This window comes from Streptomyces sp. AcH 505 (assembly GCF_000818175.1).
Taxonomy (GTDB): domain Bacteria; phylum Actinomycetota; class Actinomycetes; order Streptomycetales; family Streptomycetaceae; genus Streptomyces.
Window position 1 is genome coordinate 678,267 of the sequence record NZ_JTIY01000001.1, and the last position, 14,258, is coordinate 692,524.

Annotated in this window: 15 protein-coding genes and 1 riboswitch; of the genes, 8 read left to right on the forward strand and 7 right to left on the reverse strand. The window is 69.0% G+C overall.

From position 1 onward, the window contains the following. The coding region (locus HY68_RS03085; protein ID WP_041984139.1) for an SseB family protein at positions 1 to 372 on the reverse strand (372 nt) is incomplete at its 3' end. 51 nt (positions 373 to 423) lie between these two features. Then, positions 424 to 1,128 (reverse strand): AAA family ATPase, encoded by a 705-nt coding sequence (locus tag HY68_RS03090; protein ID WP_041984142.1) that lies wholly within the window; start codon positions 1,126 to 1,128, stop codon positions 424 to 426. Positions 1,129 to 1,287: 159 nt separating this feature from the next. Further along, positions 1,288 to 1,385, forward strand: a riboswitch (glycine riboswitch). Positions 1,386 to 1,549: 164 nt separating this feature from the next. Here HY68_RS03090 and gcvT point away from each other — a divergent pair. The 4 genes from gcvT to HY68_RS03110 all read left to right on the forward strand — a co-directional run bounded on the left by gcvT (position 1,550) and on the right by HY68_RS03110 (position 5,972). After that, positions 1,550 to 2,674: a glycine cleavage system aminomethyltransferase GcvT gene (gene gcvT, locus HY68_RS03095; protein ID WP_041984144.1), complete on the forward strand. Its 1,125-nt coding sequence runs from the start codon at positions 1,550 to 1,552 to the stop codon at positions 2,672 to 2,674. Positions 2,675 to 2,762: 88 nt separating this feature from the next. Beyond that, a complete protein-coding gene (gcvH, locus tag HY68_RS03100) occupies positions 2,763 to 3,140 on the forward strand; it encodes a glycine cleavage system protein GcvH (protein ID WP_041984148.1) in 378 nt (125 codons plus the stop codon). A gap of 16 nt (positions 3,141 to 3,156) precedes the next feature. Beyond that, entirely contained in the window at positions 3,157 to 4,425 is a 1,269-nt protein-coding gene (gene glyA, locus HY68_RS03105; RefSeq protein ID WP_041984151.1) for a serine hydroxymethyltransferase, read from the forward strand. Between the two features lie 164 nt (positions 4,426 to 4,589). Next, positions 4,590 to 5,972, forward strand: a complete 1,383-nt coding sequence (locus tag HY68_RS03110; RefSeq protein ID WP_041984153.1) for an L-serine ammonia-lyase — start codon at positions 4,590 to 4,592, stop codon at positions 5,970 to 5,972. A gap of 12 nt (positions 5,973 to 5,984) precedes the next feature. Here HY68_RS03110 and HY68_RS03115 read toward each other — a convergent pair whose 3' ends face one another. The 3 genes from HY68_RS03115 to HY68_RS03125 are packed head-to-tail and all read right to left on the reverse strand — an operon-like array spanning position 5,985 to position 8,352. Next, a complete protein-coding gene (locus HY68_RS03115) occupies positions 5,985 to 6,245 on the reverse strand; it encodes a Txe/YoeB family addiction module toxin (RefSeq protein WP_041984155.1) in 261 nt (86 codons plus the stop codon). Then, positions 6,242 to 6,469 (reverse strand): type II toxin-antitoxin system prevent-host-death family antitoxin, encoded by a 228-nt coding sequence (locus tag HY68_RS03120; RefSeq protein WP_041984156.1) that lies wholly within the window; start codon positions 6,467 to 6,469, stop codon positions 6,242 to 6,244. The genes HY68_RS03115 and HY68_RS03120 overlap by 4 nt, the downstream gene beginning before the upstream one ends. Continuing rightward, complete coding sequence (locus tag HY68_RS03125) at positions 6,466 to 8,352, reverse strand: alkaline phosphatase family protein (RefSeq protein ID WP_041984158.1); 1,887 nt, start codon at positions 8,350 to 8,352, stop codon at positions 6,466 to 6,468. Before HY68_RS03125 ends, HY68_RS03120 begins: the two co-directional genes overlap by 4 nt. 254 nt (positions 8,353 to 8,606) lie before the next feature. Here HY68_RS03125 and HY68_RS03130 point away from each other — a divergent pair, with 254 nt between their 5' ends. Beyond that, a complete protein-coding gene (locus HY68_RS03130; RefSeq protein ID WP_041984159.1) occupies positions 8,607 to 9,203 on the forward strand; it encodes a DNA starvation/stationary phase protection protein in 597 nt (198 codons plus the stop codon). Positions 9,204 to 9,238: 35 nt separating this feature from the next. On the opposite strand, the gene hypB is transcribed toward HY68_RS03130, so the two are convergent. Next, positions 9,239 to 10,000, reverse strand: coding sequence for a hydrogenase nickel incorporation protein HypB (gene hypB / locus HY68_RS03135; RefSeq protein WP_041984161.1), 762 nt, complete (start codon positions 9,998 to 10,000; stop codon positions 9,239 to 9,241). A 3-nt stretch (positions 10,001 to 10,003) separates the two neighbouring features. After that, positions 10,004 to 10,333: a hydrogenase maturation nickel metallochaperone HypA gene (locus tag HY68_RS03140; protein WP_041984163.1), complete on the reverse strand. Its 330-nt coding sequence runs from the start codon at positions 10,331 to 10,333 to the stop codon at positions 10,004 to 10,006. Positions 10,334 to 10,465: 132 nt separating this feature from the next. Between HY68_RS03140 and HY68_RS03145 the strand changes: the two genes are divergently transcribed. The 3 genes from HY68_RS03145 to HY68_RS41795 all read left to right on the forward strand — a co-directional run. Continuing rightward, a complete protein-coding gene (locus HY68_RS03145; RefSeq protein ID WP_041984166.1) occupies positions 10,466 to 11,521 on the forward strand; it encodes a hydrogenase expression protein HypE in 1,056 nt (351 codons plus the stop codon). A 35-nt stretch (positions 11,522 to 11,556) separates the two neighbouring features. Beyond that, a complete protein-coding gene (locus HY68_RS03150) occupies positions 11,557 to 13,350 on the forward strand; it encodes a nickel-dependent hydrogenase large subunit (RefSeq protein WP_041984168.1) in 1,794 nt (597 codons plus the stop codon). A 1-nt stretch (position 13,351) separates the two neighbouring features. Further along, positions 13,352 to 14,258: NifU family protein (locus HY68_RS41795; RefSeq protein ID WP_198533199.1), on the forward strand; the 907-nt coding region annotated here is incomplete at its 3' end.

Genomic DNA, 14,258 nt, shown 5'->3' on the forward strand with positions numbered 1-14,258 from the left:
GGACTTGCACAGCTCGGCGACGGCGGCCGGCGGCAGCGGAGCGCCGACCGTGCCGCCGGGGTTGACGGCGAGCCCGAGCTGCGGGGGCAGCCCGCGGGCGAACTCGACGGCGGGCGCGACGGTGAACGGCATATGGGCGCCGGCGCAGCTGAGGAACTGCTGCTCCGAGCTGAACACCGGCACGTAGGCGCCGCCTTCCAGTTCGACGGTCGGCAGGTCGAGGCCGGGGCTGTCGGGTCCGCCGCCGTTCGGCAGCGGCACCCAGAGCGCGCTGCGTCCGAGCACTTCGACCAGCCGGCCGCCGGCCGCCGGATTGCCGAGCGATGCGGCAAGCACCTCTTCCAGCTCGTTGGCCGGCCACGCTGTGTTCACTGCTTCTCCTCGCCCCTGTCCCGCCCCTGTTTTCGGCGCTGCCGCAGCACCCTAACTCCGTGACTGCCCTGGTGGGACGGGGGCGGTGAACGCGATGCTGCCGAGCGCGCCCGCCGCGGCCCTGTCCAGCAGCACCGCCGTGGCGCAGCCGGGCGGCAGCTTGCCCGCCTCGGCGCCCGTCAGCAGCCCGCGCACCGCGCGGCGGTGCCGGGCGAAGGCGTAGCCGGAGACTCCACGGCCGCGCTCGCGCTGCCCCTCCCGGGCCACCTCGGGCGGTACGTCCAGCAGGACGAGATGCAGGCGCCGGCCGCGCCTGCGGGCCTCGCGGGCCAGCCAGCGCCGTACCCAGGTCTGGGTGCCGCAGTCGTGCACGACGACGCTCTCGCCCGAGCGCAGCGCGCGGCGCAGCCCCGCGTAGTGGGCGATCCTGACCAGCGGGCGGTAGAGCGCGTACGGCAGCGGTCCCGGCAGCCGGCGCGCCCAGCGGTCCCTGGCGTCCTGGGAGTCGATGGCGCCGCTCGCCGCCGTACGCCGGATCAGGGTCGACTTGCCGCTGCCGGGCAGCCCGGACACCACGATCACGTCCCCCGGGGCGAAGACCAGGCCGCCCGGCACCCGGCCGCCCCTGGCGCGTAAATCCCGGACGGGCCCCGCGGGCACCGGGGGCGTCACGGCCCCGGCGGGCGCCGGCACCACCGGGACGCGTGCCCGCGCGGGCACGTACCCGTCCGTCACCTCTGAGCGCTGCACCGTCATCGCCGTCCCCCTGTCATGGTCATCCCTCGGCCCACGACGACTCTTGCTTCTACTTGCCCAAGAAGTGTAAAGAAAAGGTAATGTCCCACAACCCTCTCCCGGGGTGTGCCGGACCGGGATGCGTGCGATGATGTCCGCGCCAACTGCATACCGGCCGTTTGAATCCGCGCGGGAGAGTCCCGGCCACCACATGCGCCGGGCGCCGAAGGAGCAAGTTCCTCCCTTGAATCTCTCAGGCCCCGTACCGCGCGGATGAGGCAGATCTGAAAAGCGGGCCGCAGCTCTGCGGTCCCACCCACGGTGCAAACCACGGCTGTGCGCACGTACGTAGTACGTGCGGTCGTGGTGAACCTCTCAGGTTCCGATGACAGATGGGGAGGAACGTCCTCGCCTGTCATCAGCCATGCCCTGGGAGCCATCGATGAGCCCTTCCCCCCGCCGCACCGCCCTCGACGCCACGCACCGCGCGCTGGGCGCGACCATGACCGACTTCGCCGGCTGGGACATGCCTCTGCGGTACGGCAGCGAGCGCGACGAGCACACCGCGGTCCGTACGAAGGCCGGCCTCTTCGACCTCTCCCACATGGGTGAGATCACCGTCTCGGGCCCGGCGGCGGGTCAGCTCCTCGACTACGCGCTGGTCGGCAACATCGGCGCCGTGGCCGTGGGCCGTGCCCGCTACACGATGATCTGCCAGGAGGACGGCGGCATCCTGGACGACCTGATCGTCTACCGCCTCGCCGACGAGACGTATCTGGTCGTCGCGAACGCGTCCAACGCGCAGACCGTCCTCGACGCGCTGACCGGGCGCGCCGCCGGGTTCGACGCCGAGGTGCGCGACGACCGCGACGCCTACGCGCTGCTCGCGATCCAGGGGCCGGAGTCCTCCGGCATCCTCAAGCAGCTGACCGACGCCGACCTCGACGGGCTGAAGTACTACGCGGGGCTGCCCGGCACCGTGGCCGGGGTGCGGGCGCTGATCGCCCGTACCGGCTACACCGGCGAGGACGGCTTCGAGCTGTTCCTGGCCCCCGCCGACGCCGAGCGGGTGTGGCAGGCGCTGACCGAGGCGGGCGCCGGCGCCGGTCTCGTACCGTGCGGCCTCTCCTGCCGTGACACGCTCCGGCTCGAAGCGGGCATGCCGCTCTACGGCAACGAGCTGACCGCGAGCCTCACCCCGTTCGACGCGGGTCTCGGCAGGGTGGTCAAGTTCGAGAAGACCTCCAACGGCGGAGATTTCGTCGGCCGGATGGCGCTCGCGACCGCCGTCGAGCTGACCGCCGTCGCGCCGCCGCGCAAACTGGTCGGGCTGATCGCCGAGGGCCGCAGGGTGCCGCGCGCCGGCTACCACGTCGTCGTGGGCGGCGCGGTCGTGGGCGAGGTCACGTCCGGCGCGCCGTCCCCGACGCTGGGCAGGCCGATCGCCATGGCGTACGTCGACGCGGCCCACGCCGAGCCCGGTGCCAAGGGCGTCGGGGTCGACATCCGCGGCTCGCACGAGCCGTACGAGGTCGTGGCGCTGCCGTTCTACAAGCGTCAGAAGTGATAGCGAGAGCGTCAGAGCTGATACCGGCGTCTCAGTCCGCAAGACGACTGTTCCCCACCACTCCCCCGCGTACAGGAGAATTCAGACCATGAGCAACCCCCAGCAGCTGCGCTACAGCAAGGAGCACGAGTGGCTGACGACCGTCGAGGACGGCGTGTCGACAGTCGGTATCACCGAGTTCGCGGCCAACGCGCTCGGCGATGTCGTGTACGTCCAGCTCCCTGAGGTCGGTGACACGGTGACCGCGGGCGAGACCTGCGGCGAGCTGGAGTCGACCAAGTCGGTCAGCGATCTCTACGCGCCGGTGACCGGCGAGGTCACCGAGACGAACCAGAGCGTCGTGGACGACCCCTCGCTGGTGAACACAGCTCCCTTCGAGGGCGGCTGGCTGTTCAAGGTGCGCGTCGCCGAAGAGCCGGGCGATCTGCTCAGCGCCGACGAGTACACGGAATTTTCCGGCAACTGACACCCCAGGGACTGTGATGTCTTCGAAGTCGCTCCTCAACACCTCGCTCCACGAGCTCGACCCGGACGTCGCCGCCGCTGTCGACGCCGAGCTGGACCGCCAGCAGTCCACCCTCGAAATGATCGCGTCGGAGAACTTCGCCCCGGTCGCCGTCATGGAGGCCCAGGGCTCGGTCCTGACCAACAAGTACGCCGAGGGCTACCCGGGCCGCCGCTACTACGGCGGCTGTGAGCACGTGGACGTGATCGAGCAGATCGCGATCGACCGCGTGAAGGCGCTGTTCGGCGCCGAGCACGCCAATGTGCAGCCGCACTCGGGCGCGCAGGCCAACGCGGCGGCGATGTTCGCGCTGCTGAAGCCGGGCGACACGATCATGGGTCTGAACCTCGCCCACGGCGGGCACCTGACCCACGGCATGAAAATCAACTTCTCCGGCAAGCTCTACAACGTCGTGCCGTACCACGTGGACGCCACGAGCGGCCAGGTCGACATGGCCGAGGTCGAGCGCCTCGCCAAGGAGTCGCGTCCGCAGCTGATCGTGGCCGGCTGGTCCGCGTACCCGCGCCAGCTGGACTTCGCGGCGTTCCGGCGGATCGCCGACGAGGTCGGCGCGTACCTGATGGTCGACATGGCGCACTTCGCGGGTCTGGTCGCCGCCGGGCTGCACCCCAACCCGGTGCCGCACGCGCACGTCGTCACCACGACCACGCACAAGACCCTCGGCGGCCCGCGCGGCGGCGTGATCCTGTCCACCCAGGAGCTGGCCAAGAAGATCAACTCCGCGGTCTTCCCCGGCCAGCAGGGCGGTCCGCTGGAGCATGTCATCGCGGCGAAGGCCGTCTCCTTCAAGGTCGCGGCATCGGACGAGTTCAAGGAGCGCCAGCAGCGCACCCTGGACGGCGCCCGGATCCTGGCCGAGCGGCTGGTCCAGGACGACGTCACGGAGCACGGCGTCTCCGTGCTGTCCGGCGGCACCGACGTCCATCTGGTCCTCGTCGACCTGCGGAACTCGGAGCTGGACGGCCAGCAGGCGGAAGACCGGCTGCACGAGGTCGGCATCACGGTCAACCGCAACGCGGTCCCGAACGACCCGCGCCCCCCGATGGTCACGTCCGGTCTGCGGATCGGCACCCCGGCGCTCGCCACCCGCGGCTTCACCGCCGAGGACTTCACCGAGGTCGCCGACATCATCGCGGCGGCGCTGAAGCCGGAGTTCGACCGTGCGGCGCTGTCCGCCCGGGTCTCGGCGCTCGCGGCGAAGCACCCGCTGTACCCCTCCCTCTGAACCGCACCGGCCTGTAAGCAGTCACACAGGCGGTCATACCTGTACGGACACGGGGCACCGCGCACACTGGACCGTGCGCGCGGTGCCCCGCACCGTGTGGACCTCGCTACCTCTGCACCACCCCGGCAGACAACGGCGTCTACCAACCAGCAAGGAGTTCCACCGTGGCCATCTCGGTCTTCGACCTGTTCTCGATCGGTATCGGCCCTTCGAGTTCCCATACGGTCGGCCCGATGCGCGCGGCGGGCCTGTTCGCCCGCCGGCTCAAGAACGAGGGCCTCATCGCCCACACCGTCTCCGTACGGGCCGAACTCTTCGGCTCGCTCGGCGCGACCGGTCACGGCCACGGCACCCCCAAGGCGGTCCTGCTCGGCCTGGCGGGCGATTCGCCCCGTACGGTCGACGTGGAGAACGCGGACGCCGAGGCGGAACGTATCCGCACCAGCGGCCGGCTCAATCTGCTCGGCATGCACGACATCGCCTTCGACGCCGACACGGACCTGGTGCTGCACCGCCGCAAGGCGCTCCCGTACCACCCGAACGGTATGACGGTGCACGCCTTCGACGCCGACGGCGGGACGCTGCTGGAGAAGACGTACTACTCGGTGGGCGGCGGCTTCGTCGTGGACGAGGACGCGGCGGCCGAGGACCGCATCAAGCTGGACGACACCGTGCTGAAGCACCCCTTCCGCACCGGTGACGAGCTGCTGCGGCTCTCCCGGGAGACCGGCCTGTCGATCTCGGCCCTGATGCTGGACAACGAGAAGGCCTGGCGCACGGAGGACGAGATCCGGGCGGGACTGCTGGAGATCTGGCAGGTCATGCAGGCGTGCGTGGCGCGCGGGATGTCCCGCGAGGGGATACTCCCCGGCGGCCTGAAGGTCCGCCGCCGGGCTGCCCACTCCGCCCGCCAGCTACGCGCCGAGGGCGACCGCCAGGCGCACGCCATGGAGTGGCTGACGCTCTACGCGATGGCGGTGAACGAGGAGAACGCGGCCGGCGGCCGGGTCGTCACGGCCCCCACCAACGGCGCGGCCGGCATCATCCCGGCGGTCCTGCACTACTACATGAACTTCGCGGCGGGCGGCGCGACGGACCGCGAGAAGGACGACAACGTGGTCCGCTTCCTCCTCGCCGCCGGCGCCATCGGCATGCTCTTCAAGGAGAACGCCTCCATCTCCGGCGCCGAGGTCGGCTGCCAGGGCGAGGTCGGCTCGGCCTGCTCCATGGCGGCGGGCGCCCTGGCGGAGGTGCTGGGCGGCAGCCCCGAACAGGTCGAGAACGCGGCGGAGATCGGCATGGAACACAACCTGGGCCTGACCTGCGACCCGGTCGGCGGCCTGGTCCAGATCCCGTGCATCGAACGCAACGGCATGGCGGCGGTGAAGGCGGTCACGGCGGCGAAGATGGCCCTGCGCGGCGACGGCAGCCACAAGGTCTCGCTGGACAAGGTCATCAAGACGATGAAGGAGACCGGCGCGGACATGTCGGTCAAATACAAGGAGACAGCCCGCGGCGGCCTGGCGGTCAACATCATCGAGTGCTGACCGGCGGCGCCGTCAGCTCTCGTAGTGGTAGCGGCACTGGGCGATCAGGATCGAGTCGTCCGTGACCTTGTGGACCAGCCGGTGCTCGTCGTTGATCCGGCGCGACCAGTACCCCTGGAAGCCGTGCTTCAGGGGTTCGGGTTTGCCGATCCCCTCGTTGCCGTTCCGCGCCACATCCGCGACGAGTGTGTTGATCCGCTTCAGGATCTTGCGGTCCTGGACCTGCCACCAGAGGTAGTCCTCCCACGCGCGGGTGGCGAAGGTGATCTTCACTCCGGCTCCGAAAGCTCTCGGACCGTTCCGCCGCCGTTCTCCAGCTCCTCGATGGAAGCCAGGAGGCGGCGGGCGTTGGCGGGGCTGCGCAGCATGTAGGCGGTCTCCTTCAAGGACTCGTAGTCCTCGAGCGAGACGATGACGACCGGCTCGTGCCCGGCGCGGGTGATGACGAACCTGGCGAGAGGCAGCGCCTTGTGGGGGCGCTGCCTCTCGGCTGTCAGACGGTGGTGCGGCGCCTGCGGTGCAGCAGGGTGCCGCCGCCGATCGCGGCCAGCAGGGCCGCTCCGATCGCCGTCGGGATCAGTGCCGGCGCGGAGGAGCTGGACGACGCGAGGCCCGCGGTGTCCAGGTTTCCGCCGGCCGGGCCGGCGATCTTCCGCTTCACCGGCTTCGCCGGGTGCTTCGGGATCGACGTGATCTTCGAGACCGCCCCGTTCTTGCTCAGCAGCACCTCGACGTTGTTCGGGCGGTGGAAGTCGAACGCGTTGAGCAGCGTGCCGCCCCGGGTGTCGAAGGATCCGTCACCCACCCGTCCGGTCTTCCAGTTGGACTCGATGAACGACGTGACCGACGTCTGCTCGGTGAGCGTGTGGTCGACGTGGTTGGTCTTCGAGTACGGCGAGATCACCAGGAGCGGCTGGCGGGGGCCGGGGCCGCAGCGGTCCTGGTATCCGGACCGCGCCTTGGGTCCTGTCCGGCAGGCCTTGCTGTCGGTGGGCAGTCCGTTGGAGCCCTTGGTGGTGTCCTTCGACCCGTTGAGCACCGGCGGCGCCGCGTGGTCGTACCAGCCGTCCGAGTCGTCGTACGCGACGATGACCGCGGTCGACTTCCACTCCGGGGACTTCTGGATGGCGTTGATCTCCGACACCAGGAAGTGCTGCTCGTCGATCGGGTCCGAGTTGCCCGGGTGGGCGTCCTGGTAGGCGGGCGCCTTGAGGAAGCTGACGGCCGGCAGCTGCTGCGCGGCAAGCGCCGCGTCGAAGTCCGTCAGGTCGTAGTTGTGGTTGGCCCGGCCGTCGTGGCCGATCTCGTCCACGTTCGCCGGCGCCAGGTGGTGCGGGTTCGCCGTCGACTTGTAGTACTCGAACGGCGAGTGGTGCGGGCTGTAGTCGACGACCGAAGCCCCGCCGAGGTTGGCGTGGGTGGTCGCGCACTTGGCGTACGTGCCCTTCGTGCCGTCCCAGGCCGTGCTCGGCCGGAAGCCGCCCTGGAACCAGCCCCAGGTCACGTTCTTCGCGTTGAGCAGGTCGCCCACGTTCTTGCCCGTGAGCGCGGCGAGCGGCGTGGTCGCCGTGTGGTTGCTGTCCGAGCAGTCGTCGTACGCCGGGTCGGGGTCGGCGACGACCGTGCCCACGCCCTTCTTGTCCGGCGAGACCATGACCGACGAGCTGGGCGTCGCCGTCTGCTTCGGGTGCTCCGTGCCCGAAGCGGGGTCCATGGAGAGCACGCCGTGCGTCTGACCCGAGATCAGGTTGAGCGCGCCGGGCGTCGAGGGACCGTAGGTGGAGCTGTACGAGTTGTCGTTGAGCGTGTAGTGCTGGGCGTAGTTCCACAGCCCGGTGACGGTGTTCCCGTCGTAGTAGTCCATGACCAGACCCGGCTCGCCGAACAGCCCGCCGGAACACGTGTCGGTCTCCGTGTTCTGCACGAACTTGTCGGACTTCCCGTTGTCGTAGGCGAGCTGCTCGGGGCTGTAGTTGTGGTTCTGCGAGCAGGTCAGCGCCTGCGCCGGGGTCAGCCGCTTCGGCGCGTACTGGTTGGGGTTCTTCGTCAGCAGCTTCGCATTCGCCAGGTTGTTCACCTTGGGCGTCCTCGACGAGGCGGCGAACGGCGTCCCGTCGGTGTTCGCCGCCTTGGGGTACGTCGCGAAGTAGTGGTCGAAGGACTCGTTCTCGTCGAAGAGGACCACCACGTGCTTGATCGGTGTGGCCGTCTTCGCGCTGTTGTCCTTGGGCTTGTGCTGACCGGCCTTGTGCTGTCCGGCGTCGGCGAAGGCGGGGGCGGCCCCGGTGCCGAACGCGACGAGAGCCACCGCCGCGGTGAGCGCCGCGGCCCGTACCGCTCGCCGGCGGTCCTGCCGTGTCGGGGCGTCTGCACTGTGCATCTGTCACCTGTCCATGCTGCGGATTTCTGACAGCCGTATGGTCGGTCGGCCGCACACCCCGCAGCGTGGTCAGGGCATGGCCCCGCGATGAATGGTTGGTCAGGGAATCTAAATGGTTGTGGCATGGCAGCACCAAGTCGCCGCACCGGCCGGCCGCGCGGCGGGCGCGGGCCGCCGACAGGCCGGATTCGGCCGCTCTCATTAGCATGGCCGGGAGTTGAGCGAATTCACCGCGGCCCCAGAAGGTAGGAGCGATGAAACAGAACGGCCAGCACAACGGGCAGTCGAAATCCACTCCGGGCAGTCAGCCCTGGCTCCATCAGCAGAGTGGTGTCATTCAGGAATTCGGCACCGTCAAGCAATTCCCCGTCGGGCTCTCCTACGACGCGCGGATGTATTCCTGTCAGCGCCTCGCCCAGGTGCTGGCCGACACGCAGATGCTGTACAGCCTTTACAAGAAGCACCACTGGCTCATGCGGGGCGCGACTTTCTACCAGCTCCATCTGCTGCTCGACAAGCACGCGAGCGAGCAGCTCGAACTGGTCGACACCATCGCCGAGCGCATGCAGACGCTGGGCGGTGTCTCGGTCGGCGACCCGCGGCACGCGGCGGAGATCACGTCGGTGCCGCGGCCGCCGGACGGTGTCGAGGAGGTGCCGGCCATGCTCTCGCGGCTGCTGGAGGCCCACGAGATCATCCTCACCGACGCGCACGACGCGGCGGCGCGCACCCAGGACCTCGGTGACGACGGCACCAACGACCTGCTGGTCTCGCAGGTCATCAGGACCGGCGAGCTGCAGTGCTGGTTCCTGGCCGAGCACCTGGTCGACACGCCTCTCGTCCGCGTCTGAGCGACGTCCCGAGGGACGACGGTGGCCGGGCGGCGTCAGTACTGCTCGGCCACCCAGGCGTACCAGCGGTCCATGCCCTCGCCGGTGGTCGCGGACACCGTCAGCACACGTACGTCGGGGTTGACCGACCGGGCGTACGCGACGCAGCGGTCGACGTCGAAGTCGACGTACGGCAGCAGGTCGATCTTGTTGATGATGACGAGATCGGCCGCGGCGAACATGTACGGGTACTTCAGCGGCTTGTCCGTGCCCTCGGTGACCGAGATGATCACGACCTTGCTGCGTTCGCCGAGGTCGAAGAGGGCCGGGCAGACCAGGTTGCCGACGTTCTCGACCAGGATCAGCGAGTCCCGCCCGGGCGACAGCGCGTCGAGCGCCCCGCGCATCATCCCGGCGTCCAGATGGCAGCCGGCGCCGGTGTTGACCTGGACCACCGCGCAGCCGGCCCGCTTGATGCGGTCGGCGTCGAGCATCGTCTCCTGGTCGCCCTCCACGACCGCGACCGGCCGGCTGCCCGCGAGCTCGGCCACGGTCCGCTCCAGCAGCGTGGTCTTGCCCGCGCCCGGCGAACTCATCATGTTGACGGCCACGCTGCCCCGCTCCGCCAGCCAGGCCCTGTTGCGCCCCGCCAGGTCGTCGTTCTTCGCGAGGACCCGCTGCTCCAGGGTGACGGTCCCGGGTCCGTGCGGATGCGGGTGGTCGTGGGTGTGGGGATGCTCGTGCGCGACGGCGATCCGGGTACCGACCCCGCCGCCCGCCCCGCCGCCGGATTCGTCGCAACCACAGGTACCGCACATACGTCAGCCCACTTTCATCGAGATGATCTGCAGTTCACGCCCTGACGTGATAGTCACGTCGGCACTGCCGCACGGGCACAGCAGCACCAGATCGGTCAGGGTGAAATCCGTCGCGCACGCCCGGCAACGACCGGTGCCGGGCGGCTGGTCGATCTCCAGCTCCGCCCCCTCGGCGACCGTGCCTTCGGTGATGAGGTCGAAGCAGAAACGCATGGAATCCGCGACGACAGCGGTGAGCGTGCCCACCCGCACCCTGACCGTGTGGACCGGCCGTCCGGCGGCGCGTTCACATACCGCGTCCACCACGCTTTGCGTGATTGCCAATTCATGCACCGGATCACCCGTTCGGTCTATTTCTTGGTGCCGTGATTCCGTGTTGACAGGGCACTTGGGCGGAGTCTAGATGGTAGCAATGTGAGTGACACCACACGTGTGGGCCGATGCCCCCCGGAAGGCGGCAGCGCTATGCCGACAGAGGCAGCAGTAAAAGCGGAAGATACGCTGATCCATGTTCTGTGGATCAACGCGGGTCTCAGTTGTGACGGCGATTCCGTGGCGCTGACCGCCGCCACCCAGCCCAGCATCGAGGAAATCGCTCTCGGCGCGTTGCCCGGCCTTCCGCAGGTGGCCGTGCACTGGCCGCTGATTGATTTCGAATGCGGCCCCACCGGTGGCGCGGACGACTTCCTCGAATGGTTCTTCAAGGCGGACAGGGGCGAACTCGAACCGTTCGTCCTGGTCGTCGAGGGATCCATCCCCAACGAGAAACTGCACCAGGAGGGCTACTGGTCCGGGTTCGGCAACGACCCCGCGACCGGGCAGCCGATGACCACCAGCGAGTGGCTGGACCGGCTGGCGCCGAAGGCCACCGCGATCGTCGCCGTCGGTACGTGCGCGACGTACGGCGGCATCCACGCCATGGCGGGCAACCCGACCGGCGCCATGGGCGTGCCGGACTACCTGGGCTGGGACTGGAAGTCCAAGGCCGGCATCCCGATCGTGTGCGTGCCCGGCTGCCCGATCCAGCCGGACAACCTGTCGGAGACGCTGACGTACCTGCTCTACATGGCCACCGACCAGGCCCCGATGATCCCCCTCGACGACGCGCTGCGCCCCACCTGGCTGTTCGGCCAGACCGTGCACGAGGGCTGCGACCGGGCGGGCTACTACGAGCAGGGCGACTTCGCGACGGAGTACGGCTCGCCCAAGTGCATCGTGAAGCTGGGCTGCTGGGGTCCGACCGTCAAGTGCAACGTGCCCAAGCGCGGCTGGATGAACGGTATCGGCGGCTGCCCGAATGTCGGCGGTATCTGTATCGGCTGCACCATGCCCGGTTTCCCGGACAAGTTCATGCCGTTCATGGACGAGCCGCCCGGCGGAAAGCTCTCCACGAACACGGTCGGCCTGTACGGATCGACGATGCGGCGGCTGCGTCACATCACCACGCACACGCTGGACCGCGAACCGAAGTGGCGTAAACCCGGAAAGCAGCTCCTGTCCGGCGCCACCCGCACCTGGTAACTCACCGCAAAGAAAAGAAAGATGAGGGCGGCGCAATGACGGCGACGCGGCAAAAGGGTGGCCCGGGAAGCCAGGGCAAGGACGAACTGGTGGAGATGGCCTGGGACCCCATCACCCGTATCGTCGGCAGCCTCGGCATCTACACGAAGATCGACTTCAAGCAGAAGATCGTCGCCGAGTGCCACAGCACCAGCTCCATCTTCCGCGGCTACTCGGTCTTCATGAAGGGCAAGGACCCGCGCGACGCGCACTTCATCACCAGCCGGATCTGCGGCATCTGCGGTGACAACCACGCCACCTGTTCCTGTTACGCGCAGAACATGGCGTACGGCGTGAAGCCGCCGCACATCGCCGAATGGATCGTCAATCTCGGTGAAGCCGCTGAGTACATGTTCGACCACAACATCTTCCAGGAGAATCTGGTCGGGGTCGACTACTGCGAGAAAATGGTCGCCGAGACCAATCCCGGGGTGCTGGAGCAGGCCAACCGCACGCCGTCGCCGCACGCCGAGGCACACGGGTACAAGACCATCGGCGACATCATGCGCTCGCTGAACCCGTTCACCGGTGAGTTCTACCGCGAGGCGCTCCAGGTCAGCCGGATGACCCGGGAGATGTTCTGTCTGATGGAGGGCAGGCACGTCCACCCCTCCACGCTGTACCCGGGCGGGGTGGGCACGGTCGCCACCATCCAGCTGATGACCGACTACATCACCCGGCTCCAGCGCTACGTGGAGTTCATGAAGAAGGTCGTGCCCATGCACGACGACCTCTTCGACTTCTTCTACGAGGCGCTGCCCGGCTACGAGCAGGTCGGCAACCGGCGCATCCTGCTGGGCTGCTGGGGCTCCTTCCAGGACCCGGAGCACTGCAACTTCGAGTACAAGGACATGACCGACTGGGGTCGGAAGATGTACGTGACCCCCGGTGTCGTCGTGGACGGCAAGCTGGTCACCACCGACCTGGTGAAGATCAACCTCGGTATCCGGATCCTGCTCGGCTCGTCGTACTACAACGACTGGGACGAGCAGGAGACGTTCGTGACGCACGACCCGCTGGGCAACCCGGTGGACCGGCGCCACCCGTGGAACCAGCACACCAACCCGCAGCCGCAGAAGCGGGATCTGGACGACAAGTACAGCTGGGTCATGTCGCCGCGCTGGTTCGACGGCAAGGACTACCTCGCCCTCGACACCGGCGGCGGCCCGCTCGCCCGGCTGTGGACGACGGCGCTGGCCGGGCTCGTCGACATCGGCTACATCCAGGCCACCGGCAACAGCGTGAAGATCAACCTCCCCAAGACCGCGCTCAAGGGCCCGGTCGAGCTGGAGTGGCACGTCCCGAAGTGGAGCAACACCATCGAGCGCAACCGCGCCCGCACCTACTTCCAGGCGTACGCGGCGGCCTGCGCGCTGCACTTCGCCGAGAAGGCGCTGGTGGAGATCCGGGCGGGCCGGACCAAGACCTGGGAGAAGTTCGAGGTCCCGGAGGAGGCCGTCGGCTGCGGCTTCACCGAGGCGGTACGGGGCGTCCTCTCGCACCACATGGTGATCAAGGACGGCAAGATCGCCAACTACCACCCGTACCCACCGACTCCGTGGAACGCGAGCCCGCGTGACACCTACGGCACCCCGGGCCCCTACGAGGACGCGGTGCAGGGCCAGCCGATCTTCGAGGAGAACGACCGGGAGAACTTCAAGGGCATCGACATCATGCGCACGGTGCGCAGCTTCGACCCCTGTCTGCCGTGCGGGGTGCACATGTACCTCGGCGAGGGCAAGAAGCTCGAACTGCTGCACAGCCCCACCCAGTCAGCGGGCAGTGAGTGACGTGACCACAGAACAGAGTGAGCGCGCGCCCGCGTCCGAGGACTGGCGCGCGACCGGCGAGCGCATCGACACCCTGATCGCCGCCAGTGCCTCGGGCGGCGCCGTCGCCCGTGAGCGCAGCGAGGAACTGGTCCGGCTCGTCACGGACTTCTACGGGGCCGGGCTTGAGCGGCTGCTCGATCTCGTCTACGAGCAGGGGAAGTTGGGCGACGAGACGCTGGCCGCGCTGGCGGCCGACGATCTGGTGGCCAGCCTGCTGCTGGTGCACGGGCTGCACCCGTACAGCGTGGAGACCCGGGTCGAACAGGCGCTGGAAAGCGTGCGGCCCTATCTGGGCTCGCACGGCGGCGACGTGGAACTGCTCGGTGTCACCGACGACGGCGTCGTCGGGCTGCGGCTGCTGGGCAGTTGCGACGGCTGCCCGTCGTCGTCCGCGACGCTCAAGCTGGCCGTGCAGGGTGCCGTCGAGGCGGCGGCGCCCGAGATCACCACGATCGAGGTGCGCTCGGCCGACGAGGAAGGCTCCGCCGCCTCGGGACCGGTCGTCCCGGTCGAGGCGCTGTTCTCCCGGCTGCACGGGAGCGCGCCGGCCGCCGACGAGGCCGGGGCGTCCTGGCAGCCGGTGCCCGAGCTGCTCGCGCTGGAGTCGGGCGCCGTCACGCAGGTCACCGCCGCGGACGTGCCCGTCGTGGCCTGCCGGATCGGCGCCGACCTGTTCGCCTTCCGGGACCGCTGCGCGCGGTGCGAGACGTCGCTGGCGGGCGCGGCGCTGGCCCGCAGGCTCGGCGGCGCCTCGGGAGACGCGGTGCTGCGCTGCCCTGCCTGCCGGGCGCACTACGACGTACGCCGCGCGGGCGCCTGCCTCGACGTCGAGGGGCTGCATCTGGACCCGCTGCCGTTGCTGGCGG

What these genes read in the sequence shown, in the direction of transcription:
- HY68_RS03130 (WP_041984159.1), top strand. Translation starts at nt 8,607, where the DNA reads ATGAAACAGAACGGCCAGCACAACGGGCAGTCGAAATCCACTCCGGGC.
- HY68_RS03090 (WP_041984142.1), bottom strand. Translation starts at nt 1,128, where the DNA reads ATGACGGTGCAGCGCTCAGAGGTGACGGACGGGTACGTGCCCGCGCGG.
- hypB (WP_041984161.1), bottom strand. Translation starts at nt 10,000, where the DNA reads ATGTGCGGTACCTGTGGTTGCGACGAATCCGGCGGCGGGGCGGGCGGC.
- gcvT (WP_041984144.1), top strand. Translation starts at nt 1,550, where the DNA reads ATGAGCCCTTCCCCCCGCCGCACCGCCCTCGACGCCACGCACCGCGCG.
- HY68_RS03125 (WP_041984158.1), bottom strand. Translation starts at nt 8,352, where the DNA reads ATGCACAGTGCAGACGCCCCGACACGGCAGGACCGCCGGCGAGCGGTA.
- gcvH (WP_041984148.1), top strand. Translation starts at nt 2,763, where the DNA reads ATGAGCAACCCCCAGCAGCTGCGCTACAGCAAGGAGCACGAGTGGCTG.
- glyA (WP_041984151.1), top strand. Translation starts at nt 3,157, where the DNA reads ATGTCTTCGAAGTCGCTCCTCAACACCTCGCTCCACGAGCTCGACCCG.
- HY68_RS03150 (WP_041984168.1), top strand. Translation starts at nt 11,557, where the DNA reads ATGACGGCGACGCGGCAAAAGGGTGGCCCGGGAAGCCAGGGCAAGGAC.
- HY68_RS03145 (WP_041984166.1), top strand. Translation starts at nt 10,466, where the DNA reads ATGCCGACAGAGGCAGCAGTAAAAGCGGAAGATACGCTGATCCATGTT.